Below are 23,980 nucleotides of genomic sequence, written 5' to 3' on the forward strand. Positions count from 1 at the left end.
TTAAGGTCCGGAACGAATGCTCAAACGCCTATCCCCCCGTGATCGTTTCGAACAGCTTGTCTCGACCTATGAGCCGAATGCTGCGGACCGCGTTTTTCGAGGCGATCGACGACATCCGCTCCAACATCGTTCTGCGCCGTGTGGTGGAGAGCTTGGAGCGCGGCGACGTCGACGGCGCCATTGCAGCCATGAACCTCGACGAGGCCGCGTTTCGGCCGCTGGAAGAAGCCATCCGGCAGGCCTACAACGGCGGCGGTATCGCCACGGTCGAACAGATGCCGGCGCTGCGCGATCCGAGCGGCTTTCACGTCGTTCTTCGTTGGGATGCGCGCAATACGGTTGAGACCTGGTTGCGCGAGCACTCGGCGCAACTTGTCACCAACTTGCTGATCCGGTCGGGCGATGCTCCGATCAGCCCGCGCCCCCCTCCGTGAGGCGCGGGGTTCTCCGTTCAGGGAACCGAAACGATCAAGGCTCTTCGGACGTCCAGCTCTGGCGCTGAGCAATGCGGCCTAGGCCGGCTAAATCAGAGCACCACTGCCCCGACGAACATTCATGCAACCACCGCCATGTCTTCGCGTTTAGCCACTTCAATTCTGGAGAGCGACAAGGATGCCGGCGTTTATTCCGATTACAATCTACCTGAATGGCAGATCGATGCTGGTTGCGTCGATCCCTGATGCTGAGACGGCGCTTCAACAACCATGGCCATTCATGGACAAGCCATCCCGACTTGAAGCCATTCGAATGATCGAGGAATGCTTGGCCGGACACTGCACCCAACAAGCCGCGTTCGATGCCTTCAAGGTGGCCGCAAGTGAACAGGGGCTTCTAAAGCGAAAGCCTCTAAGCGTAGGCCTCAGGAAATTCGACGGGGTCGCTGAAGACCTGCTGTGAGGTGATGCCTGGGCGGACTTGGTCAGCCGGATTGCGGACCACCCGCCAAATCGAGGAATGGCGGATGGTCCTTTATCAGCGCAGGAAGGGACTTAGCTGCGCAGATTCGTCGCTCCGTCCAATCGTCAAGTCCGGTCGTTCCTAGAACGATCCCCAACTAACGATTATTCCAATCGCCAGGAATGTGATCGAAACTGCGAAGACCGGAGCGAGTAACCAGCGAGCTTGGTGGACACTATTTTCCATGGGCTCCTTCCCTTGAACTTGCAGGGAGCAACGACTATGCGCAGCGGCGGGTTCCGGGGTGGCGCTATGTCCGGCTTATTGCGCCAAAACAAGCGAGACTAGTCCTGTCGCGCATCAGACCGAAGTCCCTCAAGGGGAACAAATGCAGCTGCCTGAGGTTTGGTGGCTGGCGCTAAGGCGATCCCGTTCAGCGCATCAGCCCTCACGAAGGGGACAGCTATGAGAATGCATCTTTCCACTGCAGCCGCGGGACTTCTGCTGCTGGCAAGTATCGGCGTCGCTGCCGCTCAGGACGTCATCATCGAGCCTGAACAGGAGACGGTCATCAGGGAATACGTGAAAAAGCAGCCGCTCGCATCGGTGAACCTCCCTGGAGTGGAGCTCAATATCGGCTCAACCCTACCCGAGACGGTCGAGCTCCATGAAGTCCCCGACACCAAATACCGCACCGTTGTCGTCGACAACCGGACCGTTGTCGTTGATCCGGGCACGCGCAAGATCATCAAAATCATCGAATGACGTAAGCGACTGGGAGGACAGCCCGCCGTGCCGAAAGGTGCGGCGAGCTTTTTTGTTGTGTCTGGGGGCACACGAACTGGCGACAATGGTTCTGGTCGGCAACAAAACCGCCGTCCGGTCAGGTCGAGGATAATGCAGGAAAGGCAAGGGTTAAGTGATAAAGAAAAGCACGACAGACAGGAGCGCACGTCGGATGCTGCACGGGCCCTCCGATCAGACGCGATCCTCTCCGCAAGGCCACGCCGGGTTCAATTTCGACGGCCGATGTGCAAAGGTCGAGCGTGGAATATGGTGCGGGATTTTGAGCGGTTGATTACTTGCTCAGAGTAGGCGTCTGCGGCAATGCGATCCAACAGCTTACGGGATTCCAGTATCAGGCGGCGGGTATCGTTTATCGTCTGGCGAAGATTATCGATATCTGCGCGCGCGCGACTCTCATTCAATCGAGCGGCTTCCATTTCAAAATTGTCCCATATGGATAGCACAGTGGATGCTCCTAAGCGTCCGGCGGCTTCAGCCGGCTTTTCAGTAGCCGAGCTTCACGAAGTAGTGATGCCCGATCGGTGCCAATCAACTCGATCAGCTCGCGCGCTTGAGCTTCAGTTATTCCGGCTTCCTTGGCGAGGAACTGCGCCTGGAAATCCATCATTCGGTCGCGGTCGGACTTTTCTTCCTCGCCCATAGTGAACCTTTTCAGCCCTTAGATTGAAACCGGAACGCCAGGCGGAAGGGTTTTGTTGCGATCAATGGATCGAAACTTTCCAGGCATTTTCGCTTTCTCTGGAACACATGCTTGAGATGAAAGTTCGGGAAGTGCAGCAATCTTGTTCCTCCCAACGATGGGCTGCAGATCGGCGATGCACCGATCGGCCCGCGTCCTTTCCTCATGGGCGCGGGCTTTCAATTCACAAACGATAGAGGTGGATGTTCCTGGCTCGGCACGAATGAAGCACCTGGCCAAGATCGCGCTTGTCGAAGTCCTGTCCGCACACTGGACAATGCTCGAAACGCTCCACCTCGGGCTTGATTGGCTGGTCGTGGTCCTTGCCTCGATATCCCGTGCCTTGTTTTTGGTCCGACATCTCATTTCCGCTCCCGCAATGCTCTCGCGGCTTCCGCCAGAGTGGCCCGGTCGTTGCCCTTGCTTTTGATAAGCTGGCGGACCTGGTCTGCCGAAACGCCGTTCTGCTGGGCAAAATATTCGATCTCGTAGTCGTCACCGGCGGACACACGGTCGCGGTCGCGGAAGTCACGCTTGCTCTTGTCGTCGGCCATGTCGTTCTCCTGATAAGCTTCGGTCGATGGGCAACGCCGGACACGGGACTTTGTTGCTGCAGCCCTGCGGAATCACGTTCCGTTCACTCTGGCTAATATAAGCCGTCCGCCTAGAATCGAATAAGTGCGTAAAATTGTAAGTACCGGCGCCGGCCGGCTTGAGTTCATTCCGCCGATGATGCCTACCTTGGTTGCCAAGCCGCCCCAAGGCGATGACTGGATGTATGAAGCCAAATTCGACGGCTATCGCTCCCAATTATTATCGACGCCGGCGGCGCGCGGATTTTCACCCGCCGCGGCCTCGACTGGACATCCAAATACCGCGACCTAGCTGCGGCGGCGCGAACGCTGGACGTCGAGAATGCCATCATCGACGGCGAGGTCGTCGTCTTAAATGAGGCTGGCCTTTCGGATTTTGCCGCGCTGCGCAAGGCAATCACTAGGCGCCAGCACGACCTCTATTTCGTCGCGTTCGATCTCCTGCATCTCAACGGCCATGACTTGCGCGACATGGTGCTGGAGGACAGGCGGGAAATCCTGCCGGCCTTATAGGGTCTGATAGCCGCATCCAGTTCAGTGAGACAATGCCGGCGAGGCTAATGCGATCTATCATCTAATCGACGCTGCCGGCCTGGAGGGAATGGTATCGAAGCGTCGAGACAGCAAATATCGCAGCGGGCCGACAACCAATTGGCTGAAGACAAAATCCTTCACCGAAAGCGAGTTTGAGACTCTCGGAGTTGAACGCGAGAGGGGCAAGCCGGCGTTTGCTCTGATGGCTGACCCGGTGACGCGCAAATATGTCGGCAGTGCTTTCGTCAGCGTCAATCGCCAGATGCGGGAGCGGCTTTGGAAAAGGGTTCAGGAACATGCCGGGCCACCGCCCAAGGACATGCCAAAGCGGCCGGCAACGCAGTGGGTAAAGCCGGGTATCAAGGCCCGCGTGAAGCATTAAGGGGCGAGGAAGACCTTCGGCACGCCTCGCTGCAGGATTTCTGGGATGAGGATTGAAGGCCGCGCCAGATTGAGCGAGGCCGGACTCGCGAAATTCGCAATAAGGCGTACAATCCCAACGTCGTCCGTACCGAATAGAGGCATCGCGGACGCTCGGGAGCTGGCAGTGCTTCCGCCCTAGAGGCAGGAGGGCTGAGATGGCGAAAACCCAGGCAGGCGCCCAGGTATCGGTTTTTGACTGCGATATCCTGCGCAGCGCCTTCATAAAAACCGTGATCGAAGAGAATATCCCCGAAGACAAATGGCGGTCGGTTGCCGCGCTTTTGATCAGCGACTCTACCGGGAGCGATGACGTCGATCCTGACTTGCTGGAATGGATCGTGCGCAAGTAGCCAGAGCTACCCAGCCGTTAGTCTTTCGTCGCCTGCCACGCTCGTTGCTATGCCTTTTTCGGTACTAGAAAGCCAAAGGCAAAGTGAGACGCCTCTACCTGGATTTTCGCGAGGTCGCTAGCAGCCGCCCGAATTACATCGGCAGTCACCTCAAAAAATTGGTGTGTTGCATTTTGCCGGTTGCCTGAGAGTTTCTGCCAAGCCTTCTTTTCTCCGAGGTATGCGCTCCACGGACCGTGAACGACACGATTGCGAAACGTGTTGAGTTCGCGCATCTGCTGGACGAGGCGATCGCGCTCGGCAAGGTCATTCGGTTCGGTGGTGTGTTGGTCGATGATCTGACCATACAGAGTGATTTTGTTATTCAAGTTGTTCGCTTTCCGCAGCTTCGGTTGGTCGGCGCCAAGCGCGGACAGCCAATGATCGATATGGAATTCCAGAAATCCAAACTGCATTATCAAGCGCCCTATCGGCTCGTAAAAATCGCTGTCGTGGCGCTCGATCATCTCCGATACGGATTTTGGACGTTCCATTATCGTGCTCACACTGACGAAAAACGCAACGAGCCGATGAAGCGGATGCTTCAAGACGCCGCGCCGTTGCCGCACACGATAGCGAGAAGGTTGCAAAGAGTCCGGCCGAAAGAAATGAGGCCCCTGAGCTAATATCAACCCAATGTCAAAGAGTGGGCGTCCCCTATTGCCGACGCCCTCGTTTTCAGGATTATATTCCTCCCCGTTGCGGCGAGCCCTCAACGGAGATCGCCATGCCCAAAAAGACCCTCGCCGACACCCTGGCCGCCCGCGAGACCATCTATGTCAATTGTGCGCACCCGATGTGCTGCAAATCGACGAAGCTCGACATCCAGGCGCTGATTGACAGGCTCGGCCGTGACCACGGCCCGATGCACGACGACCTGGTCGGGCTCTTTATCTGCTCAAACTGCAAGGCTGCCGGTGGTGATCGACGGCAGGTGTTCTTCACTACGAAAGCCAGCAGCGGGCGCGCAATCGCGACTGGAAGCCAACTTTCGAACGAGGGGGCTGAAAGTGGCCGGCGCCACTTGGGGGGGCGTTGGGGTAGATTGCCTTGTCGGGCGCCGGCCTAGCGGATTGGCGTCCGCCGCCTTGATACTACCGAGCTTGGGGAGATCCGAGTAATCCCGTGATCGCGGAAGTCATTGTGGAGGAACTCAGTCCAAATGGTCGCGTTATGCTACCTAAGGATTTTTTCCGATGGCTGACGATAGGGACAGAACACCCAGCGGGGCCCCTGACGACTCTGTCGTTCAGCGCTTGGTTAAAGAGGCGAATATAACCGAAGAGCAGGCTCGCGAGCTTATCGCTCTTCTGGGGTCCGACTGGCCGTCACTTATGCGGGAAGCCCGATTTCTAACTCGAAAACGCTAGTCGCCTCGAAAACGCTAGTCGCAGTGAGTTACGGCAATGGACCCGTGTAAATCGATAACGTGTACGTAGAGAGGTCGCGGTTGCAGGTTGATGCCACGCGGGCCACGATTGCGGAGATGCGATTGTGGTGTCGAGAGACTCTTGCGGCCGACGGAATTGCCAACAAGATGGTTAGAATCGGAAGCCTGCCTCTCGTGATGGTTGGTCGCGGCGGTATGACGGCCTTCATGCAATACGCCCTGCGTCTAGCGCAACTTGCGCCATTCGCAGTCGACGGCGCAGTAGAAGCCTTCCAGACGTTGCTGCACCGCGACCGCGCTGCCGGTGTGTCGTTCGATGCGGATCAGGATTTCATCCTGGCTGGCTGGTCGGAAACAGCGGGTCCGCGCCTAAAATATGTGGTTGCTGCAGGCTCAAACTCGCTTGGCGCAGAGCCGTGACAAATGGTCGACGCACCCGAATTCTTTGCCGCATCAGTCCTCACCAATGACGATTTCGACATTGCCGGTTTTTATGTGGATGATTTCCGGTATGGCCTGCACCACCACGGGGTTCGCCTCTTCAAGGAGGTTCGGACCAAGGACCTAATGTGGGACGGCAAGCCTCTTGTGGCTGTCGGCGGAACTGTGATGTTAGCAACGGTCAAGCTTGGCGGAGTGACCTTTGAGACGAAGGGCGGCTGGCCCGACTTGGTCGGGTCGCCCATGAAGCGGGATGCGGAATGGATTGAGGCTTAGGTCCTAGTCTTGGCACCGCTCCGTCGGGGCGCCGCTGAACGATCTGTGGAAGCCGCGACGGGCAGCCAAAATCCAGTTGCGGAATATGCCACTTCGGCCCAATGTTAGCGTGGCTAAACCCGAAACGGGAGGTGGGTTACAGCCACCTCCCGCCTCCGGGGAGCCAACTGGCATCCGGGGTTTGCGGAACTTGTCACTTGTTAGGGACACCGCAAACCCCATCCAGCACTGGCTAATCTACAGGCAATCAAATTCTCCCGCCCGATGTGGCTGCTTTTTCCCACAAGGTTTTTGTTCCCTGTGTGTTCTTCCGTTGACTGCCTGCGGAATATATTCCTATCATCCGGCATGCCACGCTATCGCCGACATGAAGCCATTTCCGAATTCCATCTTGCCAAAATCGAGTGGCAGGCTTCGCTTCTACAGCGGGAACTGCGGGATGCGCAGTTGTCGCTGAAGCCATTTCGCGAGCACTGGGAGGTGCTCGACCAACTGCACCGGGACATAACCCGGGCGCTGAATCTGCTGAACGGTCGACCGGCCGATTGGGAGCGCCCGCATGCGGCGCCTATGAGTGGCGGCTAGGGTCATCGAGTCAACCTTTCGACCGTCTCAATTATGGCCTTCGCAAGCGCTTCGCCCTCATGGACCGGCTCGGGACCGTAGAGCATCAGGACAGCTGCCTGGGAAGGCTTGGCTCGGTTGGCAGCACCGCAAGGCGAATACCCTCCCGCACCGCGCTCAACATTGCCTGGGGCGGCCATGACGGCTACTGTGTCGCCAGAAACCGGGTTCATCCGGGGAATGTCGGTCTCCATAAATCTGAACGGGCCTCGCTTTCGGTCGGCGGCCAGGCACCAGCATGACATCCGTGCTAAGTGCCCCCAATTCGGAGGGAAAGATGCGACTATTTTTGGTGTTGATTTTGATGGCTCTGAGCGGCTGCGTATCCAATGTTTCCCCGGATAGTGATGGTATACCACGCCGCGCGTCCTTTGCTGGAAACCGTTAGTCTCTCCATTGGTTTCACCCTTCGGTCAACATCGAGACCGATCGACCCCTACGGCTACAATAATGTCGAGGGTTCAGGACGAAGGAACTTAAAGCGCTCCGCCAGCTTGTGACGGAATGAGCACCCGCGGTACGGACTTCTTGCACAAATGGCTGAGCAGCAACCTCGATGGCCTTATGAGCGCGGACGTGATTTCAGTCAGGGAAGCGGTCCAGAAGCTGCTCGCGGATGCAAAAGCTCTAGGCATTGGCGAAGTCGAGATCGAGGAAGACATAGGGAGCGTCTACGAAGTGATCCTAGATGCGATCGTCCACCATGACGAAGGCTTGGCGATCTAACCGCCCCCGATGGAGGCTCTATGAAACGCAAGCCCAGTAGATCCGGTTTCAACAACTCCTATCGGCCGAGCCCTTGATCGGACTCCTCGAACTGGAGACCGACACCGGCACGATCGAACTGGCGATGAATAGGATCGTCGCCGAGCGACTTCTTTCTGCTGTCGTTGAATTTCTCCAGGCCGGCAAGGGAGATGACGCGCCAACCTTTGCGGTCGAGCGTTCGCAATAGGGCGCGCAGCATCATCGCAGAGCTGGCACAAGGTGCCGCCGCGAATTCACAAGCACAATCAGCAAGTAGGCGCTTTCGCATATCACGGCTTGAGTTTTAAGGCGAAAACGCATAATGATTTCAGCTATTTAGCGAACAATTCTGTTGCGCTTATTCCGATTCTCGGCCATGCTTTCTTGCAAGGGAAAAAAGGGCACATGGTCGACGCGGCGGCGGACCAGACCTTGGCCGGGGTGGCATAGCTATGTCCAAGGTCGAGACCTAAAAGCTTGCCGGCGATTTCCAGGTCGTCTCACACCCCGGCTGCCGGTGCCTCTTCCGGCTTGGCTTTGTGAGAGCCGAAACCTGGAGACTTGCAAAAATGAACGTCCACGTAAACGCTGCCAGCATCGACGCCGACTGGCAATTTGAAATCGGAGCGCTGGTCACTCACCGTGAACAGCCAATGCCATCGCGAGTTATGACCCGACAACGGGCGGGCCGACTAGGAGAAGTCTACGGCGTGCGCCGTCTGGACGATTGCGAGGTGCGCGACCTGATGATCTTGGGCGAGGTGCTACTGCCCGCCTGACCGTTCCGCCTCGCAACGACAAAGGCCCCGCTTCGGCGGGGTTTTGTTGGTTTGTGAGCGAAGACTAGCCAGCCTTCTTTGACTCAGATTCAGTCGCCTGCCGCCGAACAATCAAATCCTGATGCCGCTGAAAATTCCAGTACCAAAGCCCTCCACCCACCAACGCAACTAGCAGACCAAACCAGTAACCGAATTTGAAAAGCGATGCAGAGGCCAACCCAGACTTGACCTTCGCCATTCCAATCTGCGACTCCTTCAGGTTCTTTTGCAACTCAGCAAATATTGCCTCCCCCTCAGCCCGCATACCTTCGAGATGCTTGCTTAAATCGGCGTTGACCGACTTTAGTGCATTGACACGCTGCTCTAATTCGGCCGGATTGGCATTTGGCTCATCAACTCGCCGCTGTAATTCGGCTAAATCGGAATTTGCCGTATTGGCTCGCCTGTCTAGTTGGTCGAAGTGGTTCTCAAAAGTTTGAACCCGCGCATCCATTGCATCCCTTGTGGCTTCTATGTTGGTCAATGTGTCGCCGGCTTTCTCGTTTACCGCCATCCAACTCCACATCGAAAAAGCGAACAAGAGGACGCCCAGCGTAGTCATGAACTTGTAGAGATTGTCAGTCGGCAAAGATGGTATTGGCATCCGAATCCCCCAAAACAGTCGAGCAGGCGATTTAGCACCCGTTGGCGCGGGCCGAGAAGGTGCCCCACAGGCCCCCCATGTTGCTATCCATGTTGCTATTCGCAGCCTCCGCTCATTCCCAAGCCTTACAAATCAAGGACTTATGTTGCTACGCATTTGGTGCTAGCAACATGGCTTTTCGCCATTATGGCAGCTAAGTGTTTGATTTTGTTTGGCTGGGGAACCTGGATTCGAACCAGGACTAACGGAGTCAGAGTCCGTGGGTCTACCGTTAACCTATTCCCCAGCAGGGCGCAGAAAACCGCGCGGGCAGGGCGACGATGGCGCCGCGCGTGCCTTGTAGCCGCCGTCGGAAAATAGTCAAGCCGGCCGAAGGCATTTTAATCGGCACGTTTCATAAGGGCGTGGTTCAAAGCCGCCCCTCAATTCTCCCTTCGCCCGAGCTGCGAGTGCTCGAAATACAGCACGACGCCGAGCGCCATCACCAGCGGGATGATCAGGTAGAACAGCCGGAACACCAGCAGTGCTGCCAGCACGCCGACCGGGTCCATATGCGACAGGCCGGTCAGGAAGACGACCTCGAACACGCCGAGCCCGCCCGGCGCATGCGAGATCTGGGCGACCGAGAACGACACCAGGAAGACGCCGAGCACGACGAAATATCCGGGATTGCCAGCTTCGGGCAGGGCGAAGAAGATGATCGCCGCCGCCGCCAGCAGCTCGATCGGGCCGATCAGCAATTGCCGCGCGACGATCGGCAGCGCCGGATAATGGACTTGGAACCTTCCGATCTTCAGCGGCCTGAGATGCAGCCAGCTGCCGAAGACATAGGCCGCCACCACGAGCAGCATCGCGAGCCCCGCCGCCTGCGAAAGCCGATGATGCGGCGTGCCGGAAAACCGGTCGACGATCTCCGGTGCGAGCACCAGCACGATGCCTGAAACCAACACCGTCGACAGCACGAAGGTGATCCAGCAGATCGCCACCAGAATGCCGACGTCCTGTCCGGTCAGCCCCCTGGTTCCGTAAGCGCGGTAGCGGATCACCGCGCCTGAAAATACCGAGCCGCCGATATTGTGCGACAGCGCGTAGGTGGTGAAGGAGCACAGGGTGACGAACAGCCACGACACTTTCTTGCCGATATGCAGGAGCGCGATGTGATCGTAGCCGGCCAGCGACGCATAGGCGATGACTGAGCTCAAAGCGGCGAGCACCCAGCCGCGGGCAGGCATGGCGACGATGCCGTCCCAGACGTCGTCGAGCGAGATGCCACGCAGTTCGTGCAGCAGCAGCCATAGCGAGAAGACGACCGCCGCAACGCCGACGACCGGCCAGAAATAACGCCTCCAGTTCATGGCGTGACGATCATGCGTTGCAGCCCCGTTGCCCGTTCGGTTCGCGTCAGGAACTCTGCCCGCGATTTCGAATGTTTCATCCCCGCCATTTCAGAAATGCCTTATCGAAGCCGGCTATTCAACTGCGAAGGCGCGTTGCAGCGGGAGAAGGAAAGGCTGGCGATCCTTCGCGCCCCCCTCTGTCCCGCCATCATCGGGCCGAGCGGAGCGGCGAGACAATGCCGCCGACAAATTCGACCCCTGCGCTCTTGGTGATCCGGCCCGGCGCTGCTAGTCTGGTGGCAACTTGGAACACATGAAAGCGCCTGCTGCGTCCGGTCTCCGGTTCGCGCGGCGCCGGAAGGAACTGAAGTGGAAGACCACGACACCGGCGCCGGCGCGCCGGAAGTGGGCGTGTCCAGGGCTTCGCCGCCGCCTTCGGGCCAGGCAAGCCCATCCGCCGGCCGGCACAATGGCCGCCCGGTGCAGCCTTGGTCCGGTCACGGACAGGCAGGCGACGCGTCCCAGCATCAGAATGGCCAGAAGGCCAAGACCAGGAAGCGGCGCAAACGTCGGCGCGGCCGCAAGGTTTTCGCGCGCGACGACGTTCGCCTCGCTGCGGCCGGAGTGGCGGTGGCTGCTGTCAGCGCTCCAGCCAGCCGCCCGCCCGCGGCGATCGTCGCGCCCTTGCCTTTGGTTGCGCCAGGCCGGCCGGAGCCGGCTGCTCGCCGCCCGCCGCTGCAGGAACTGCCGGTGTTTGCGGCACTCGATCTCGGCACCAACAATTGCCGGCTGCTGGTGGCGGTGCCGACGCGCCACGGCCAGTTCCGCGTCATCGACGCTTTCTCGCGCATCGTCAGGCTGGGTGAGGGCCTCACCGCCAATGGCCGGCTCGGGCAGCCGGCGATGGACCGTGCGGTCGAGGCGCTAAAAATCTGCGGTGACAAATTGCGCGGCCGCAAGATCAGGAAGGCCCGGCTGATCGCCACCGAAGCCTGCCGCACGGCCGCCAACGGCGCCGAGTTCCTCGACCGCGTCGAGCGCGAGGCGGGGTTGAAACTCGAGATCATCGACCGCCAGACCGAAGCGCGGCTGGCGGTGTCGGGCTGCGGCTCGCTGGTCGACCGCGACACGCAAGGCGTCGTCCTGTTCGACATCGGCGGCGGCTCCTCGGAAATCGCGCTGATCGATCTCACCGGCCACCGCTCGCCGAGGCTCGCCAACCACATCGTCTCCTGGACGTCGCTGCCGGTCGGCGTCGTCTCGCTGGCCGAGCGTTTTGGCGGCCGCGCCGTCACCCGTGAGATCTTTGCCGCCATGGTCGAGGATGTGGCAGTGCGCCTGCACGCCTTCGACGGGCGCGACCGGCTGAGCCATGTGCTCGCCAGCCCGAAATTCCACCTGCTCGGCACCTCGGGCACGGTGACGACGCTGGCCGGCGTCCACCTCGACCTGGACCGCTACGACCGCCGCCGCGTCGACGGGCTGTGGATGGACCGCGACAGCGTCGACCGCATGGTCGAAAAACTGGTCGGCTGGGATTTTCAGCAGCGCGTCGCCAATCCCTGCATCGGCGCCGATCGCGCCGATCTGGTGCTGGCCGGCTGCGCCATCCTGGAAGCGATCCGCGCGGTGTGGCCGTCGGAGCGGCTGCGCGTCGCCGACCGCGGCCTGCGCGAGGGCATATTGAGCGAATTGATGGCCGACGACGGTGTCTGGCGAAACAATGGGCGGGGCAGAGCATGATCCCGAAAAGTGGCGGCCGGTTTTCGGAAAAGATCATGCTCAGACCAGAATGCATGATCCCGAACCGCAGGATCGCGTCAGCGAAAAGTGGCAACCGGTTTTCGGAAAATATCATGCTCAAACAAGAAGTCAGGCAATGACCAGGAAACCGGAAAAACCAGGCTCTGCCGGCATTCGCGTGCTGAAGACGCGGATCAAGAAGAAAAGCGGCCTGAAGGAATCGTCGCGCCGCTGGCTGCAGCGCCACATCAACGATCCCTATGTCCAGCGCTCCAAGGCCGACGGCTACCGCTCGCGCGCGGCCTACAAGCTGATCGAGATCGACGATAAGCACCATCTGCTCAAACCCGGCATGAAGGTCATCGACCTTGGCGCGGCTCCCGGCGGCTGGTGCCAGGTTGCCGCCGCGCGCACGAAATCGACGGCCGAACACCCGCATGTCGTCGGCATCGACTATCTGGAAATGGACGCGGTGCCCGGCGCGCCGGTGCTGTTGATGGATTTTCTCGACCCGCAGGCGCCGCAAAAGCTCGCCGAAACGCTCGGCGGCCAACCGGACATCGTTTTGTCCGACATGGCCGCACCCACCACCGGCCATCGCCGGACCGATCACATCCGCACCATGTATCTGTGCGAGGTGGCCGCCGATTTCGCCCTCTCGGTGCTGAAGCCGGGCGGCCATTTCCTCGCCAAGACTTTCCAGGGCGGCGCCGAGAACGAATTGCTCGCCAGGCTCAAGCAGAACTTCCGCTCGGTCCACCACGTCAAACCGCCGGCCTCGCGCGATGAGTCGGTGGAGCTTTATTTGTTGGCGAAGGATTTTAAGGGCTAGCGCCTTTTCCTTCTCCCCTTGTGGGAGAAGGGAAGAGCCTCAACCGCCCTGCGGACCAGACACCCCCAGCGTCTTGGGCGCCGTCAGCCCGCCATGTCCCGATACGGCGTTGCCGGCATCGGGCGCCAGCCGCATGAATGACAGCGATGCGGCGGCCGACACCGCCGCGACAATGAAGAACGCGATGTGGAAGTCGCTCAGCGTCAGCGCCCCGCCATGAATTGTCGTCGACACTTCCAGAATGCCGCCGGCCAGCGCCACGCCGAGCGCGATCGACAGTTGCTGGAACACTGCGGCGATCGGCGTTGCCCTGCTGGTGTCGGCGGTCGAAATCTCGGCATAGGCTAGCGCGTTGATGCCGGTGAAGAACATCGAGCGGATGAAGCCGCCGGCGAGCAAGGCGGCGAGGATCAGCAGATACGGCGTCTCGGGCGTCAGCAGGCCGTTGATGGCAATCGACGCCGCCGCGATCAGCGAGCCGAAGATCAGCACGCGGCGGAAGCCGGCGACCCGGAAGATCAGCGCGGTGACGAATTTCATGCCGATGGCGCCGATCGCCGCCACGAAGGTGATCATTCCCGACTGGAACGGCGTCAGCCCGAAGCCGATCTGGAACATCAGCGGCAAAAGGAAGGGCACGGCGCCGATGCCGATGCGAAACAGCCCGCCGCCGAGGACCGAGGCGCGGAACACCTGGTTGCGGAACAGTTCGAGCGCCAGCAGCGGATTTTTGGCGCGGCGCGCATGCAGGAGGTAAAGCACGGCCGACATCAGTCCGACAGCCACGGTGAGGAAGCCGGCAATCGGCGGCAAGGCCGGCAGGCTGACCACCGACAGGCCGAAAACGATGCCCGATGCCGCCAGCCCGCTCAGCACGAAGCCGATGAAATCGAGCGGCGGCGTCGGCGCCGCTTCGGTCTCCGGCAGGAAGCGCGTGGCCAGCCAGATGCCGATCAGCCCGATCGGCACGTTGATCAGGAAGATCCAGTGCCAGCTGAAATAGGTGGTGATGAAACCGCCAACCGGCGGCCCGACGAGCGGCCCGACCAATGCCGGAACGGTCAGCCACGACATCGCGGCGACGAGCTCGCTCTTCGGCGTGGCGCGCACCAGCACCAAGCGTCCCACTGGCGTCATCATGGCGCCGCCAATGCCTTGCAGGAAGCGTGAGACCACGAAGGCCGGCAGCGAATTCGACACCGCGCAAGCGACCGATCCGACGATGAACACGGCAATCGCGGCGCGAAACACGGCCTTGGCGCCAAAATGGTCGGCCATCCAGCCGCTGATCGGAATGAACACCGCCAGCGACACCAGATAGGCGGTCAGCGCCAGCTTGAGCGCCACCGGGCTGGTCTGGAGGTCGACGGCGATCGCCGGCAGCGACGTTGCGATAACGGTCGAATCCATGTTTTCCATGAAAAGGGCGACCGCCAGGATAAGCGGAATGGTGCGGTTCATGGAGCGCGTCCGGATTCGATTGTTGCCGACCGGGGCAAGCCGACAGGCAGGGCGGTTACCACGGGTTGCGTTGGATGTCGCCTTAACTTGCTGTCACATTTGTGCGACCTGGCAGCGGGCATGCTCGAAGCCGGCAAAGAATGGCACCCAAATAAAAACGCCTCGGCGGCGGGTCGCTGGCGCAAATCAGCCAATTCTCGACGTCGGCACCGCCCCTCATCGCCCTGCCGGGCACTTCTCCCCGTATAGTGACGGGGAGAAGGGGCTGTCCGGACCTCGGCGTTCTTTCTGCGACGCTGGAGATTGGCGAAATCCTTAGCGAAGGCGTCCCTCTCGCCGTCACTATACGGGGAGAGGATGCCGGCAGGCAGGTGAGGGGCGGCGCAAACCTGAAGCGATTGCCCGCGGCCTGCCCAGGCAACAGTCAATCAGAGCAGAGCAGCGGTGAATGCCGGTCGCCATCCGTCACCGCGAAAGGCATTAAGCTGAGTTGCAGCGCTGTCGTGCACAAGCAATCGGCTTTTCAACGGCGACGGGACGTGTTACGAGCCAGCGCCAATCCTGAAAGGGAAGAAGACGAGTCGGCGCTGTCCATCCGGTCCAGCGCTTTTCATGCATTCCGAGGGCTGGCCATGGCAAAGATTATCGAAACGTCCACGGGCGCATTGGCGCTGACCTTTGACGATGTGCTGCTGCAGCCGGGTCATTCCGAGGTCATGCCCGGCGAAACCGATATCCGCGCCCGCATTGCCGGCGACATCGACCTCAACGTGCCGATCCTGTCCGCCGCCATGGATACCGTCACCGAGGCGCGTCTCGCCATCGCCATGGCCCAGGCCGGCGGCATCGGCGTCATCCACCGCAATTTCTCGCCGGCCGAGCAGGCCGAGCAGGTGCGGCAAGTCAAGAAATTCGAATCCGGCATGGTGGTGAACCCCGTCACCATCGGCCCCGATGCGACGCTCGCCGACGCCCTGGGGCTGATGCGCACCTACAGCATCTCGGGCATTCCGGTGGTCGAGAATGGCGGCGCTGGCGGGCACACGGTCGGACGGCTGGTCGGCATACTGACCAACCGCGACGTGCGCTTCGCTTCCGACCCGGGCCAGAAAGTCTACGAGCTGATGACCCGTGAGAACCTGATCACGGTCAAGGAAAATGTCGATCAGGACGAGGCCAAGCGGCTCCTGCACCAGCACCGCATCGAGAAGCTGGTCGTGGTCGATAGCGGCGGCAATTGCGTCGGATTGATCACCGTCAAGGACATCGAGAAGTCGCAGCTCAACCCGCACGCCACCAAGGACGTGCAGGGGCGCCTGCGCGCGGCGGCCGCCACCAGCGTCGGCGATGACGGTTTTGAGCGCGCCGAGCGGCTCATCGACGCCGGCGTCGACCTTTTGGTGATCGACACCGCGCATGGTCACTCGCAACGCGTGCTCGATGCGGTGACGCGGGCCAAGAAACTGGCCAATTCGGTCCGCATCCTGGCCGGCAACGTCGCCACTTCAGAAGGCACGCTGGCGTTGATCGATGCCGGCGCCGATGCCGTCAAGGTCGGCATCGGGCCGGGTTCCATCTGCACCACCCGCATCGTCGCCGGCGTCGGCATGCCGCAGCTTTCTGCGATCATGTCGGCGGTCGAGACGGCGCAGAAATCGGGCGTCTCCGTCATCGCCGATGGCGGCATAAAATATTCCGGCGATCTCGCCAAGGCGCTCGCCGCCGGCGCCAGTGCCGCCATGATCGGGTCGCTGCTGGCCGGCACCGACGAGAGCCCGGGCGAAGTCTATCTGCACCAGGGCCGCTCGTTCAAAGCCTATCGCGGCATGGGCTCGGTCGGCGCCATGGCGCGTGGCTCCGCCGACCGCTATTTCCAGGCCGAGGTTCGCGACACGCTGAAACTGGTGCCGGAAGGCATCGAAGGGCAGGTGCCTTACAAAGGACCTGTGTCCGGCGTGCTGCACCAGCTTGCCGGCGGCCTGAAAGCCGCTATGGGTTATGTTGGCGGGCGCGACCTTGCCGATTTCCGCGACCGCGCCACCTTTGTACGCATATCCAACGCCGGACTTCGTGAAAGCCACGCCCATGACGTCACGATCACCCGCGAAAGCCCGAATTACCCCGGCGGAGCCTAACCAGTTCGCACGAAGCCTGACGGCAATGATGCTAAGGCTGTCGCGCCACGCTGCCGCGCTCTGTTTTGTCTGCGCGGGGGTTTTCGTCGCCATGACGGCGATGGAGTTCCTCTATTTCCGCCAGCTGAGCGGCGGCCTGCCGTCGCTCGATTTGCGCTTTGCCGGGTTCACCCCGGACGAGGGCATGGCCTGGCTGACGGCACTCGGGCGTCGCGGCAGCGAGATCATCCTGGTCTGGCACTACCTGACCTTCGACCTGCTGTTCCCGGCGCTGCTGTCGCTGACATTGGTCAGCCTGATCCTTGCCGCCGGGCGACGGCTGAAGAACTTCCGGGCTCTGTCCGCCCAGCTCCAGTCGCTGTTCGCGCTCGTCCTGGTGCTGCCCTACACGCTTGCCGATTATGCGCAGAACATCGCGGTGGCCCGCATGCTGTCCGATTTCCTGTCGGCCAATCCGGACTCGCTGTCCTTCGCCTCGGCGCTGATCGTCATCAAATTCGCGCTTCTGGCGATACCGGTGATCGTCATCGCGGTTTTCCACCTGGCCGCTCAGAAACAGCGCTGACTGCCCTTCTCCCACAAGGGGAGAAAGTCTGGCGAATGCTACAAATCGAACAGCGCGATCTTGCGCTTGTCGAACTTGATGGCGAGCTCGCCGCGCACCAGTTTGAGCGCCGCCTCGCCGAACACGGCGCGTCGCCAGCCTTGCAAGGCCGGCACGTCGGCGTCCTCGCCCTCGGCGGCGATGCGGTCGATGTCGTCGCTTGAGGCCAGCACCTTCGAAGCGACGCCCTCCTTTTCGGCGACGATCCGCAACAGCACTTTCAGCAATTCAGCGGCGGCATTGGAGCCTTCGGGCGGCTGAAAACTCTTCGGCAGCTTCGGCATCTCTTCCCTGGGCAAGGCAAGCGCGCTGTTGACCGCGCCAAGCAGCGCCGTTGCCGTCGCCGAGCGTTCCCAGCCTTTCGGCGTGGTGCGCAGCTTGCCGAGTGCTGCCGCATCGCGCGGCGCCTGCTGCGCCACCTCGTAGATGGCGTCGTCCTTGAGCACCCGGCCGCGCGGCACGTCGCGTTCGCGCGCCTCACGCTCGCGCCACGCCGCCACCGCTTGCACGATCGCCAGCTCCTGCGGCTTGCGCAGCCGCATCTTCAGCCGCTTCCAGGCGTCCTCCGGATGCGGATCGTAGGTTTCGCGTGCGGTCAGCACGTCCATCTCCTCGTTCAGCCAGTGGGCGCGGTTTTCCCGCACCAACTCGGCGCTGAGGTGCTGGTAGACCTCGATCAGATGGGTGACATCGGCAAGCGCGTAGTCGAGTTGTTTCTCGGAAAGCGGCCGGTGGCGCCAGTCGGTGAAACGTGAGGACTTGTCGAGCCGGGCGCCGGTGACCTTCTGGACGAGCTGGTCATAGGAGACGCTGTCGCCAAAGCCGCAAACCATCGCCGCCACCTGGGTGTCGAACACCGGATGCGGCACCAGATCGCCGAGATGAACGATGATTTCGATGTCCTGGCGCGCCGCATGGAAGACTTTGACGACCGCCTCGTTGGCCATCAGCCTAAAGAACGGCTTCAGGTCGATATCGGGTGACAGCGGGTCGATCAGCGCCGTCACCCCGGGCGCCGCCATCTGGATCAGGCAGAGAATCGGCCAAAAGGTCGTCTCGCGAATGAATTCGGTGTCGACGGTGACGAAATCCGACTTTTCGAACGTGGCGAGAGCGGTCTCGAGTTCTTTTTGGGTGGTGATGACGTGCATCAAATCGCTTTTGGCAAAGTGTAAGGTCTCCTTCAATTTCAGCCGCGCGGGCTTTCGTCAAGCCGCTGTCGGGGTTTCAAGACCTGACGGGCCGTCATCATCGCCTGGCAGGCCCGTCGGAATCATCGTTGCGCTTGGCCAGCCGGGCGAACACCGTCGATGTGCGCAAAAGGCCGATGAAACGACTGCGATGGCCGGCCGGCACGCCCGATCGCACCTGCATCCGGTACAGGATGACGACGACGAAGATGGCATAGACTGTGGCGGTGAACACGAACAGCGCGCTTGGCCCGAAATACTGCATCGCCGTCGAGGCGGCGAACGGCCCGCCAATGGCGCCGAAGGAATAGAACAGCATCAGCGCCGCGTTGATCAGCACGAACTCGCCCTTGTCGGCGCGGTCGTTGGAGTGCGCCGCCGACAGCGAATAGAGCGGCATGGCGAAGCAGCCGAAGATGAAGACGATCACGAAGTTGAGGGACGGATCGCTGCGCGCCCAGAACACCAGCGCCAGCGACGCCAGCAGCGCGCAGCACGTCGTTATCAGCAGCACCGAACGACGGTCCCAGCGGTCGGACAGATAGCCGAGCGGATATTGGATGATGGCGCCGCCGAATATGCCGACGCTGACGAAGGTGACGACGTCGGTGACCGACATGCCGATCTGTTCGGCATAGACCGGCGACAAGGTGCGAAAAGCGCTGTTGGTGACGCCGACGGCAATGCAGCCGAAGCAGCCGAGCGGCGAGATCCGCCAGACGCGGGCGAGGTCGAGCTTGACGTCTTCGGGCGGGGTCGGGTTGGAGCGATCGCCGAGCGACACCGGCACCAGCGAGAGCGTGATCATGATCGACATGACGGCGAAGATGGCGAAACCGCCGGCGCCGACGATCGGGATCAGGAACTGTGCGCCGGTGACCGAACCGATGTCGACCATCCGGTAGATGGCCAGCACCCGCGCGCGGTCCTTGTTGGCGGCCCCGGAATTGAGCCAGGCTTCCATGATGGTGAACAGGCCGGCGAAGCAGAAGCCGCCGGCGAGACGCAACGCGCACCACATGACCGGGTCGACGACCAGCACCAAAAGCAATGTCCCGGCCGAAGCGATCGCCGCCAGCGCGGAAAACGCGCGGACATGGCCGACGGCCTTCATGATGTGGGTGACGGCGAGGCAGCCGAGCAGGAAGCCGGCGAAATAGAACGTCCCCATCAAGCCGATGGTCGAGGCCGAAAACCCCTCCTGCGCCCCGCGCAATGCGATCAAGGTGCTCTGCAGGCCGTTGCCGCCGAGCAGGATGCCGGCGGCAATAAGGAGCGGGATCAGCGGGCGCATGGAGGACATGAAGGAGGGCCTGTCGTTGATCCTTCTTGAACCATCGCCCACGTCAATGCCAGCGGCAATTGCCGGCGGTTAGCAGGCCAGCGCCGACTATCAACGTATCAGTTTGATTTTAGCTGGGAATCCTTCGCGCTGCCGATGGCGCACTCGGGTGGCTTGCCGCCCTACCGAAGAATTCTGTTTGTCATCAGCCATTTGACGGAGCGGGGCCACGCGTAATTCGCACCCATCCGCAGATCGGTAAAACCCTGCGAAACAGGTTGCCCGGTATCAGCGTCGAGGATGCGAATGAACATCGTATGCTCTGTTCGGCTGACGCGCGTTACGACGCCCAGCAAGGCAAGAGACGCGCCGTGCTCTTTGGCGATCTTGCTTTCACAGCCGCCGCAATTGCGCAATCCGTGCGGCGCCACCGCCTGCTCATCCCCGGCTGGCACATCAAGCACTGTAAAACGCCCTGACTGGGAGAGCATGTCCTTCGCCATTTGTGCCGACTCGGACAGATAGCGCCTATCATGTTCATCCGGCGGAATTATGCCTGCGCCAGCGCTCTTGTCTTCCAATTCGAAAGGAAACACCTCGATGGACATCGGCTTTGTCTGTGCGTGTGCAAATGCGCAGGTGCCGACAAGCAGCATCACCAGGACAGTCAATGTGCGAATGCGCATGGTAGTCCTCCCGCCAATGTGACGGCCATTGTACACGGCTCGGCCACGCTGATCACGATCAGGCGGAGGAAATTCTACACTTTGACTGTGGTGCGGAGTTTTCACACAGCCACGGACGAATGCCGAAGTTCGAATCAAGATGCTGCCCGGGCGACGCCTGCCTTGACAAAGGCGGCCTCTCATGTGCTTTTCGCGCAAATTTTCGGGCCGGGCCATCATGCCTTGGCCGCAATCAGACATCCGGACTTACCCATGACAATGCATCGTTACCGCAGCCATACCTGTGCCCAGTTGAGGAAAAGCGACGTCGGCTCTTCCGTTCGCCTTTCGGGCTGGGTGCATCGCGTACGCGATCACGGCGGCCTGCTGTTCATCGATTTGCGCGACCACTATGGCCTGACGCAGATCGTCGCCGACCCGGATTCGCCGGCTTTCAGGATTGCCGAGACCGTGCGCGGCGAATGGGTCGTCCGCGTCGACGGCGAGGTCAAGGCCCGTCTGGCCGAGACCGCGAACGCCAATTTGCCGACCGGCGAAATCGAGGTTTTCGCGCGCGAGATCGAAGTGCTGTCGGCGGCCAAGGAACTGCCGCTGCCGGTGTTCGGCGAGCCGGACTATCCCGAGGACATCCGTCTCAAATACCGCTTCCTCGATTTGCGCCGCGACACGCTGCACAAGAACATCGTGGCGCGCACGAAGATCATCGCCGAGATGCGCAAGCGCATGGGCGAGGTCGGCTTCACCGAATTCTCGACGCCGATCCTGACCGCTTCGTCGCCCGAAGGGGCGCGCGATTTCCTGGTGCCGTCACGTATCCATCCCGGCACCTTCTACGCGCTGCCGCAGGCGCCGCAAATATACAAGCAATTGATCATGGTGTCGGGCTTCGACCGTTACTTCCAGATAGCGCCTTGCTTCCGCGACGAGGACCCGCGCGCCGACCGGCTGCCGGGTGAATTCTACCAGCTCGACCTGGAGATGAGCTTCGTCGAGCAGGACGACGTTCTGGCGACAATGGAGCCGGTGATGCGGGGCGTGTTCGAGACCTTTGCCGCCGGCAAGCCGGTGACGCAGGAGTTTCCGCGCATCGCCTATGACGTCGCCATGCGCAAATACGGCACCGACAAGCCGGACCTGCGCAACCCGATCGAGATGCAGGCGGTCTCCGAACATTTCCGCGAGTCCGGCTTCAAGGTGTTCGCCAACATCCTTGCCAACGACCCGAAGGCCGAGGTCTGGGCCATTCCGGCCAGGACCGGTGGTTCCCGCGCTTTCTGCGACCGGATGAATTCCTGGGCGCAAGGCGAGGGCCAGCCGGGCCTCGGCTACATCTTCTGGCGCAAGGAGGGCGAAAAGCTCGAAGGCGCCGGTCCGCTCGCCAAGAACATCGGCGAGGAGCGCACCGAGGCAATCCGCCTCCAACTCGGCCTTGCCGATGGCGACGCCGCCTTTTTCGTCGCCGGCGACCCGAAAAAGTTCGTCTCTTTCGCGGGCGCGGCGCGCACCCGCGCCGGCGAGGAACTGAACCTGGTCGATCGCGACCGTTTCGAACTGTGCTGGATCGTCGACTTTCCCTTCTTCGAATGGAACGAGGACGAGAAAAAAATCGATTTCGCCCACAACCCGTTCTCGATGCCGCAGGGCGGCATCGATGCGCTCAACGGTGAGGATCTGCTCGGCATCAAAGCGTTCCAGTATGACATGGTCTGCAATGGTTTCGAAATCGCCAGCGGAGGCATCCGCAACCATCTGCCGGAAACCATGGTCAAGGCATTCGAGACTGTCGGGCTCAACCGCGAGACGGTCGAGGAGCGCTTCGGCGGTCTCTACCGCGCCTTCCAGTACGGCGCACCGCCGCATGGCGGCATGGCGGCCGGCATCGACCGCGTCGTCATGCTGCTGGTCGGCGCCAGGAACCTGCGTGAAGTGACGATGTTCCCGATGAACCAGCAGGCCTATGATCTGCTGATGAGCGCGCCGGCGGAAGCCAGCCCGCAACAGCTTCGCGAATTGTCGCTGCGCGTCGCAGTGACCAAGAAAGAGGGTTAATAACCTCCCGCAACCGACTCTAAACGCTGTCGTTTTGCGCTGCCCCTCATTGCCCTGCAGGGCATTTCTCCCGGTATAGTGACGGGGAGAAAGACACTGTCACAAATGATTTCGCCAACTGCCAGCGTTGCAAGACAGGCGCCAACGTCGCGGCCATTTCCCTTCTCCCCGTCACTTACGGGGAGAAGGTGCCGTTAAGCGGATGAGGGGCGGCGCTGACGCCCCGCCCCAATCAGTCTTCGTTCGCCTTGACCGTCACGCCAAGCGTCTTCGTCAGGTCCGCCGGGTTGGACATGGCGCCTGCCATGATCAGCGCGAACGGCACCGCTGCCGGCGGCTCGGCCAGGATCTCAATGCTCTGCGGATCGTCGAGATATTTGCCGACCGCAGCCGACACCTGCGCCGTCAATTCCGGATTGTTGAGCTGCGCCATGCCGAAAGGCACGACCGCCTTGGCCTGGTTGGCGACGTCCTTGCCGGACATGCCTTGCTGCTTGCCGACATAGTCCAGCACCTTGTTGGTCAGAGAATCGTCGTCAAAGCGGATCGAAGCGCTGTTGAACGAAAGCTGCTGCAAAACGCCAAGCATGGCCATGCCTTGCGCCGAATTGTCGGCGCCTTCGGGCTGCGCCGCCATCTTCTTCTGCATCTCCTGCAGCGACTTGATGACGTCGAGCGTGTAGCCGCCGAAACCGAAGGTCATGCCGAGCGTTCCGGCATTGTCGACAGCGATGTCGTACTTCGACAGCTCCATCTTGCCGTCCGCAGGCTGCCAGGTGCCCTCCATCGCAAGGTTTCCGGTGATGTTCTGGTAACCAAGCGCGTTGATCACCTCCTTGGATTTCGGGTCCTCGACCAGCGTCAGGTCGGCATTGAACTTTTCGGTGGTGCCGGAAAACGCCATCGCCTTGCCGTCGTCCGGCGGGGTGATTTCGATGGCGAGCCCGTCCATCGAGAAGGCGGTCTTGTCGGCGATCTTGACCGTCATGTTGTCGAGCTCGGCCGATTCATACATCATCATTGAACCGAGCGGGCCTGTGGCGCCGTCGGCCGGAACCGTCATGTCGTGGATGATGAAGGGGCTGAGGTCGAGCGTGACGCCGTTTTCGCTGTGCTGGAATGCCGAAGTCGAGACGGTTTCGATTTCATAACCGCCATTGGCTTCGGTCACGCCTTCGAGCTTGATGTCGCCGATCTTGAGCGCTTCCTTTTCGGCCGCCGGTTTGAGGGCCACGCCCTGCAGCACCATGCTGGAGGCATCGCCCGTCACCCCGGTCCAGGAGATGTCGACGCCCTGCGCGGCGAGAGCCGCCTTCAGCCGGTCGGCGACCGCCGCATCCTGCGCGAGGGCCGCATTCAGCGGCAGCGTCAGCAGCAAGGTCGAAAAAGCGAGTTTGTTGAGTGTCGAGCGTCTGATCGTCATCGCGGTTCCCTGAGAG

The 23,980-nt window shown here is 61.0% G+C and carries 30 protein-coding genes and 1 tRNA gene; 18 read left to right on the forward strand and 13 right to left on the reverse strand.

What is annotated here, in order from left to right; translation table 11 throughout:
• Positions 1-77 precede the first annotated feature (77 nt).
• The 3 genes from AC0L2V_RS03680 (at position 78) to AC0L2V_RS03690 (ending at position 1,662) form a co-directional block, all read left to right on the forward strand.
• Positions 78-434, forward strand: coding sequence for a hypothetical protein (locus tag AC0L2V_RS03680; RefSeq protein ID WP_473519467.1), 357 nt, complete (start codon positions 78-80; stop codon positions 432-434).
• A 178-nt stretch (positions 435-612) separates the two neighbouring features.
• Positions 613-897: a DUF982 domain-containing protein gene (locus tag AC0L2V_RS03685; RefSeq protein ID WP_473519468.1), complete on the forward strand. Its 285-nt coding sequence runs from the start codon at positions 613-615 to the stop codon at positions 895-897.
• A gap of 465 nt (positions 898-1,362) precedes the next feature.
• Positions 1,363-1,662: a DUF1236 domain-containing protein gene (locus AC0L2V_RS03690; RefSeq protein WP_473507349.1), complete on the forward strand. Its 300-nt coding sequence runs from the start codon at positions 1,363-1,365 to the stop codon at positions 1,660-1,662.
• Between the two features lie 496 nt (positions 1,663-2,158).
• Here AC0L2V_RS03690 and AC0L2V_RS03695 read toward each other — a convergent pair whose 3' ends face one another.
• The 3 genes from AC0L2V_RS03695 to AC0L2V_RS03705 form a co-directional block, all read right to left on the reverse strand.
• Positions 2,159-2,344 carry a hypothetical protein gene (locus AC0L2V_RS03695; RefSeq protein WP_473507350.1) on the reverse strand — a complete coding sequence of 62 codons (186 nt, stop codon included), beginning with the start codon at positions 2,342-2,344 and terminating at the stop codon, positions 2,159-2,161.
• 223 nt (positions 2,345-2,567) lie between these two features.
• Positions 2,568-2,744, reverse strand: coding sequence for a hypothetical protein (locus AC0L2V_RS03700; protein WP_473507351.1), 177 nt, complete (start codon positions 2,742-2,744; stop codon positions 2,568-2,570).
• A 1-nt stretch (position 2,745) separates the two neighbouring features.
• Positions 2,746-2,937: a DUF3606 domain-containing protein gene (locus AC0L2V_RS03705; RefSeq protein ID WP_287320759.1), complete on the reverse strand. Its 192-nt coding sequence runs from the start codon at positions 2,935-2,937 to the stop codon at positions 2,746-2,748.
• A gap of 124 nt (positions 2,938-3,061) precedes the next feature.
• Between AC0L2V_RS03705 and AC0L2V_RS03710 the strand changes: the two genes are divergently transcribed.
• The 4 genes from AC0L2V_RS03710 (at position 3,062) to AC0L2V_RS03725 (ending at position 4,283) form a co-directional block, all read left to right on the forward strand.
• Positions 3,062-3,268 carry a hypothetical protein gene (locus tag AC0L2V_RS03710; RefSeq protein ID WP_473507352.1) on the forward strand — a complete coding sequence of 69 codons (207 nt, stop codon included), beginning with the start codon at positions 3,062-3,064 and terminating at the stop codon, positions 3,266-3,268.
• The gene (locus AC0L2V_RS03715; RefSeq protein ID WP_473507726.1) at positions 3,220-3,489 is read left to right on the forward strand and encodes an ATP-dependent DNA ligase; all 270 of its coding nucleotides are present in this window, start codon (positions 3,220-3,222) and stop codon (positions 3,487-3,489) included. Before AC0L2V_RS03710 ends, AC0L2V_RS03715 begins: the two co-directional genes overlap by 49 nt.
• 88 nt (positions 3,490-3,577) lie before the next feature.
• Positions 3,578-3,892 (forward strand): hypothetical protein, encoded by a 315-nt coding sequence (locus tag AC0L2V_RS03720; RefSeq protein WP_473507353.1) that lies wholly within the window; start codon positions 3,578-3,580, stop codon positions 3,890-3,892.
• Positions 3,893-4,088: 196 nt separating this feature from the next.
• A complete protein-coding gene (locus tag AC0L2V_RS03725) occupies positions 4,089-4,283 on the forward strand; it encodes a hypothetical protein (protein ID WP_473519469.1) in 195 nt (64 codons plus the stop codon).
• A gap of 47 nt (positions 4,284-4,330) precedes the next feature.
• Here the strand turns inward: AC0L2V_RS03725 and AC0L2V_RS03730 are convergent, their stop codons facing one another.
• A complete protein-coding gene (locus tag AC0L2V_RS03730; RefSeq protein ID WP_473519470.1) occupies positions 4,331-4,816 on the reverse strand; it encodes a hypothetical protein in 486 nt (161 codons plus the stop codon).
• Positions 4,817-5,049: 233 nt separating this feature from the next.
• Here AC0L2V_RS03730 and AC0L2V_RS03735 point away from each other — a divergent pair, with 233 nt between their 5' ends.
• The 5 genes from AC0L2V_RS03735 (at position 5,050) to AC0L2V_RS03755 (ending at position 7,779) form a co-directional block, all read left to right on the forward strand.
• Positions 5,050-5,391 (forward strand): hypothetical protein, encoded by a 342-nt coding sequence (locus tag AC0L2V_RS03735; protein WP_473519471.1) that lies wholly within the window; start codon positions 5,050-5,052, stop codon positions 5,389-5,391.
• Between the two features lie 381 nt (positions 5,392-5,772).
• Positions 5,773-6,132, forward strand: coding sequence for a hypothetical protein (locus AC0L2V_RS03740; RefSeq protein ID WP_473519472.1), 360 nt, complete (start codon positions 5,773-5,775; stop codon positions 6,130-6,132).
• A 3-nt stretch (positions 6,133-6,135) separates the two neighbouring features.
• A complete protein-coding gene (locus tag AC0L2V_RS03745) occupies positions 6,136-6,429 on the forward strand; it encodes a hypothetical protein (protein WP_473519473.1) in 294 nt (97 codons plus the stop codon).
• Positions 6,430-6,777: 348 nt separating this feature from the next.
• Positions 6,778-7,014, forward strand: coding sequence for a hypothetical protein (locus tag AC0L2V_RS03750; protein ID WP_473519474.1), 237 nt, complete (start codon positions 6,778-6,780; stop codon positions 7,012-7,014).
• Positions 7,015-7,557: 543 nt separating this feature from the next.
• Positions 7,558-7,779: a DUF768 domain-containing protein gene (locus AC0L2V_RS03755; RefSeq protein WP_473519475.1), complete on the forward strand. Its 222-nt coding sequence runs from the start codon at positions 7,558-7,560 to the stop codon at positions 7,777-7,779.
• A 58-nt stretch (positions 7,780-7,837) separates the two neighbouring features.
• Here the strand turns inward: AC0L2V_RS03755 and AC0L2V_RS03760 are convergent, their stop codons facing one another.
• Positions 7,838-8,023 (reverse strand): hypothetical protein, encoded by a 186-nt coding sequence (locus AC0L2V_RS03760; RefSeq protein WP_473519476.1) that lies wholly within the window; start codon positions 8,021-8,023, stop codon positions 7,838-7,840.
• 346 nt (positions 8,024-8,369) lie between these two features.
• On the opposite strand from AC0L2V_RS03760, the gene AC0L2V_RS03765 reads away from it, so the two are divergent.
• Complete coding sequence (locus AC0L2V_RS03765) at positions 8,370-8,579, forward strand: hypothetical protein (protein WP_473519477.1); 210 nt, start codon at positions 8,370-8,372, stop codon at positions 8,577-8,579.
• 64 nt (positions 8,580-8,643) lie between these two features.
• Here AC0L2V_RS03765 and AC0L2V_RS03770 read toward each other — a convergent pair whose 3' ends face one another.
• From AC0L2V_RS03770 to AC0L2V_RS03780, 3 genes are all read right to left on the reverse strand, one after another.
• Positions 8,644-9,222, reverse strand: a complete 579-nt coding sequence (locus AC0L2V_RS03770; RefSeq protein ID WP_473519478.1) for a hypothetical protein — start codon at positions 9,220-9,222, stop codon at positions 8,644-8,646.
• A gap of 212 nt (positions 9,223-9,434) precedes the next feature.
• A tRNA-Gln gene (locus AC0L2V_RS03775) sits at positions 9,435-9,508 on the reverse strand.
• A 136-nt stretch (positions 9,509-9,644) separates the two neighbouring features.
• A complete protein-coding gene (locus AC0L2V_RS03780) occupies positions 9,645-10,577 on the reverse strand; it encodes a lysylphosphatidylglycerol synthase domain-containing protein (protein WP_473519479.1) in 933 nt (310 codons plus the stop codon).
• A gap of 351 nt (positions 10,578-10,928) precedes the next feature.
• Between AC0L2V_RS03780 and AC0L2V_RS03785 the strand changes: the two genes are divergently transcribed.
• Both AC0L2V_RS03785 and AC0L2V_RS03790 read left to right on the forward strand, forming a co-directional pair.
• Entirely contained in the window at positions 10,929-12,302 is a 1,374-nt protein-coding gene (locus AC0L2V_RS03785; protein WP_473519480.1) for a Ppx/GppA phosphatase family protein, read from the forward strand.
• A 136-nt stretch (positions 12,303-12,438) separates the two neighbouring features.
• Complete coding sequence (locus AC0L2V_RS03790) at positions 12,439-13,134, forward strand: RlmE family RNA methyltransferase (protein ID WP_027154665.1); 696 nt, start codon at positions 12,439-12,441, stop codon at positions 13,132-13,134.
• A gap of 39 nt (positions 13,135-13,173) precedes the next feature.
• On the opposite strand, the gene AC0L2V_RS03795 is transcribed toward AC0L2V_RS03790, so the two are convergent.
• A complete protein-coding gene (locus tag AC0L2V_RS03795) occupies positions 13,174-14,595 on the reverse strand; it encodes an MFS transporter (RefSeq protein WP_473519481.1) in 1,422 nt (473 codons plus the stop codon).
• Between the two features lie 632 nt (positions 14,596-15,227).
• On the opposite strand from AC0L2V_RS03795, the gene guaB reads away from it, so the two are divergent.
• Positions 15,228-16,730, forward strand: coding sequence for an IMP dehydrogenase (gene guaB, locus AC0L2V_RS03800; protein ID WP_473519482.1), 1,503 nt, complete (start codon positions 15,228-15,230; stop codon positions 16,728-16,730).
• Positions 16,731-16,755: 25 nt separating this feature from the next.
• Positions 16,756-17,295: a hypothetical protein gene (locus AC0L2V_RS03805; protein ID WP_031254642.1), complete on the forward strand. Its 540-nt coding sequence runs from the start codon at positions 16,756-16,758 to the stop codon at positions 17,293-17,295.
• 38 nt (positions 17,296-17,333) lie between these two features.
• Here the strand turns inward: AC0L2V_RS03805 and rnd are convergent, their stop codons facing one another.
• The 3 genes from rnd to AC0L2V_RS03820 form a co-directional block, all read right to left on the reverse strand.
• Positions 17,334-18,485 carry a ribonuclease D gene (rnd, locus tag AC0L2V_RS03810; RefSeq protein WP_287175941.1) on the reverse strand — a complete coding sequence of 384 codons (1,152 nt, stop codon included), beginning with the start codon at positions 18,483-18,485 and terminating at the stop codon, positions 17,334-17,336.
• Positions 18,486-18,582: 97 nt separating this feature from the next.
• Complete coding sequence (locus AC0L2V_RS03815) at positions 18,583-19,827, reverse strand: MFS transporter (protein ID WP_473519483.1); 1,245 nt, start codon at positions 19,825-19,827, stop codon at positions 18,583-18,585.
• 161 nt (positions 19,828-19,988) lie between these two features.
• Positions 19,989-20,492 carry a DUF3280 domain-containing protein gene (locus tag AC0L2V_RS03820; protein WP_419696780.1) on the reverse strand — a complete coding sequence of 168 codons (504 nt, stop codon included), beginning with the start codon at positions 20,490-20,492 and terminating at the stop codon, positions 19,989-19,991.
• Between the two features lie 258 nt (positions 20,493-20,750).
• Here AC0L2V_RS03820 and aspS point away from each other — a divergent pair, with 258 nt between their 5' ends.
• On the forward strand, positions 20,751-22,541 hold the full coding sequence (gene aspS, locus AC0L2V_RS03825; protein WP_473519692.1) for an aspartate--tRNA ligase: 1,791 nt from the start codon (positions 20,751-20,753) through the stop codon (positions 22,539-22,541).
• Positions 22,542-22,773: 232 nt separating this feature from the next.
• On the opposite strand, the gene AC0L2V_RS03830 is transcribed toward aspS, so the two are convergent.
• On the reverse strand, positions 22,774-23,964 hold the full coding sequence (locus AC0L2V_RS03830; RefSeq protein ID WP_473519484.1) for a hypothetical protein: 1,191 nt from the start codon (positions 23,962-23,964) through the stop codon (positions 22,774-22,776).
• Positions 23,965-23,980: the final 16 nt, after the last annotated feature.

The organism is Mesorhizobium sp. WSM4814 (assembly GCF_055811595.1).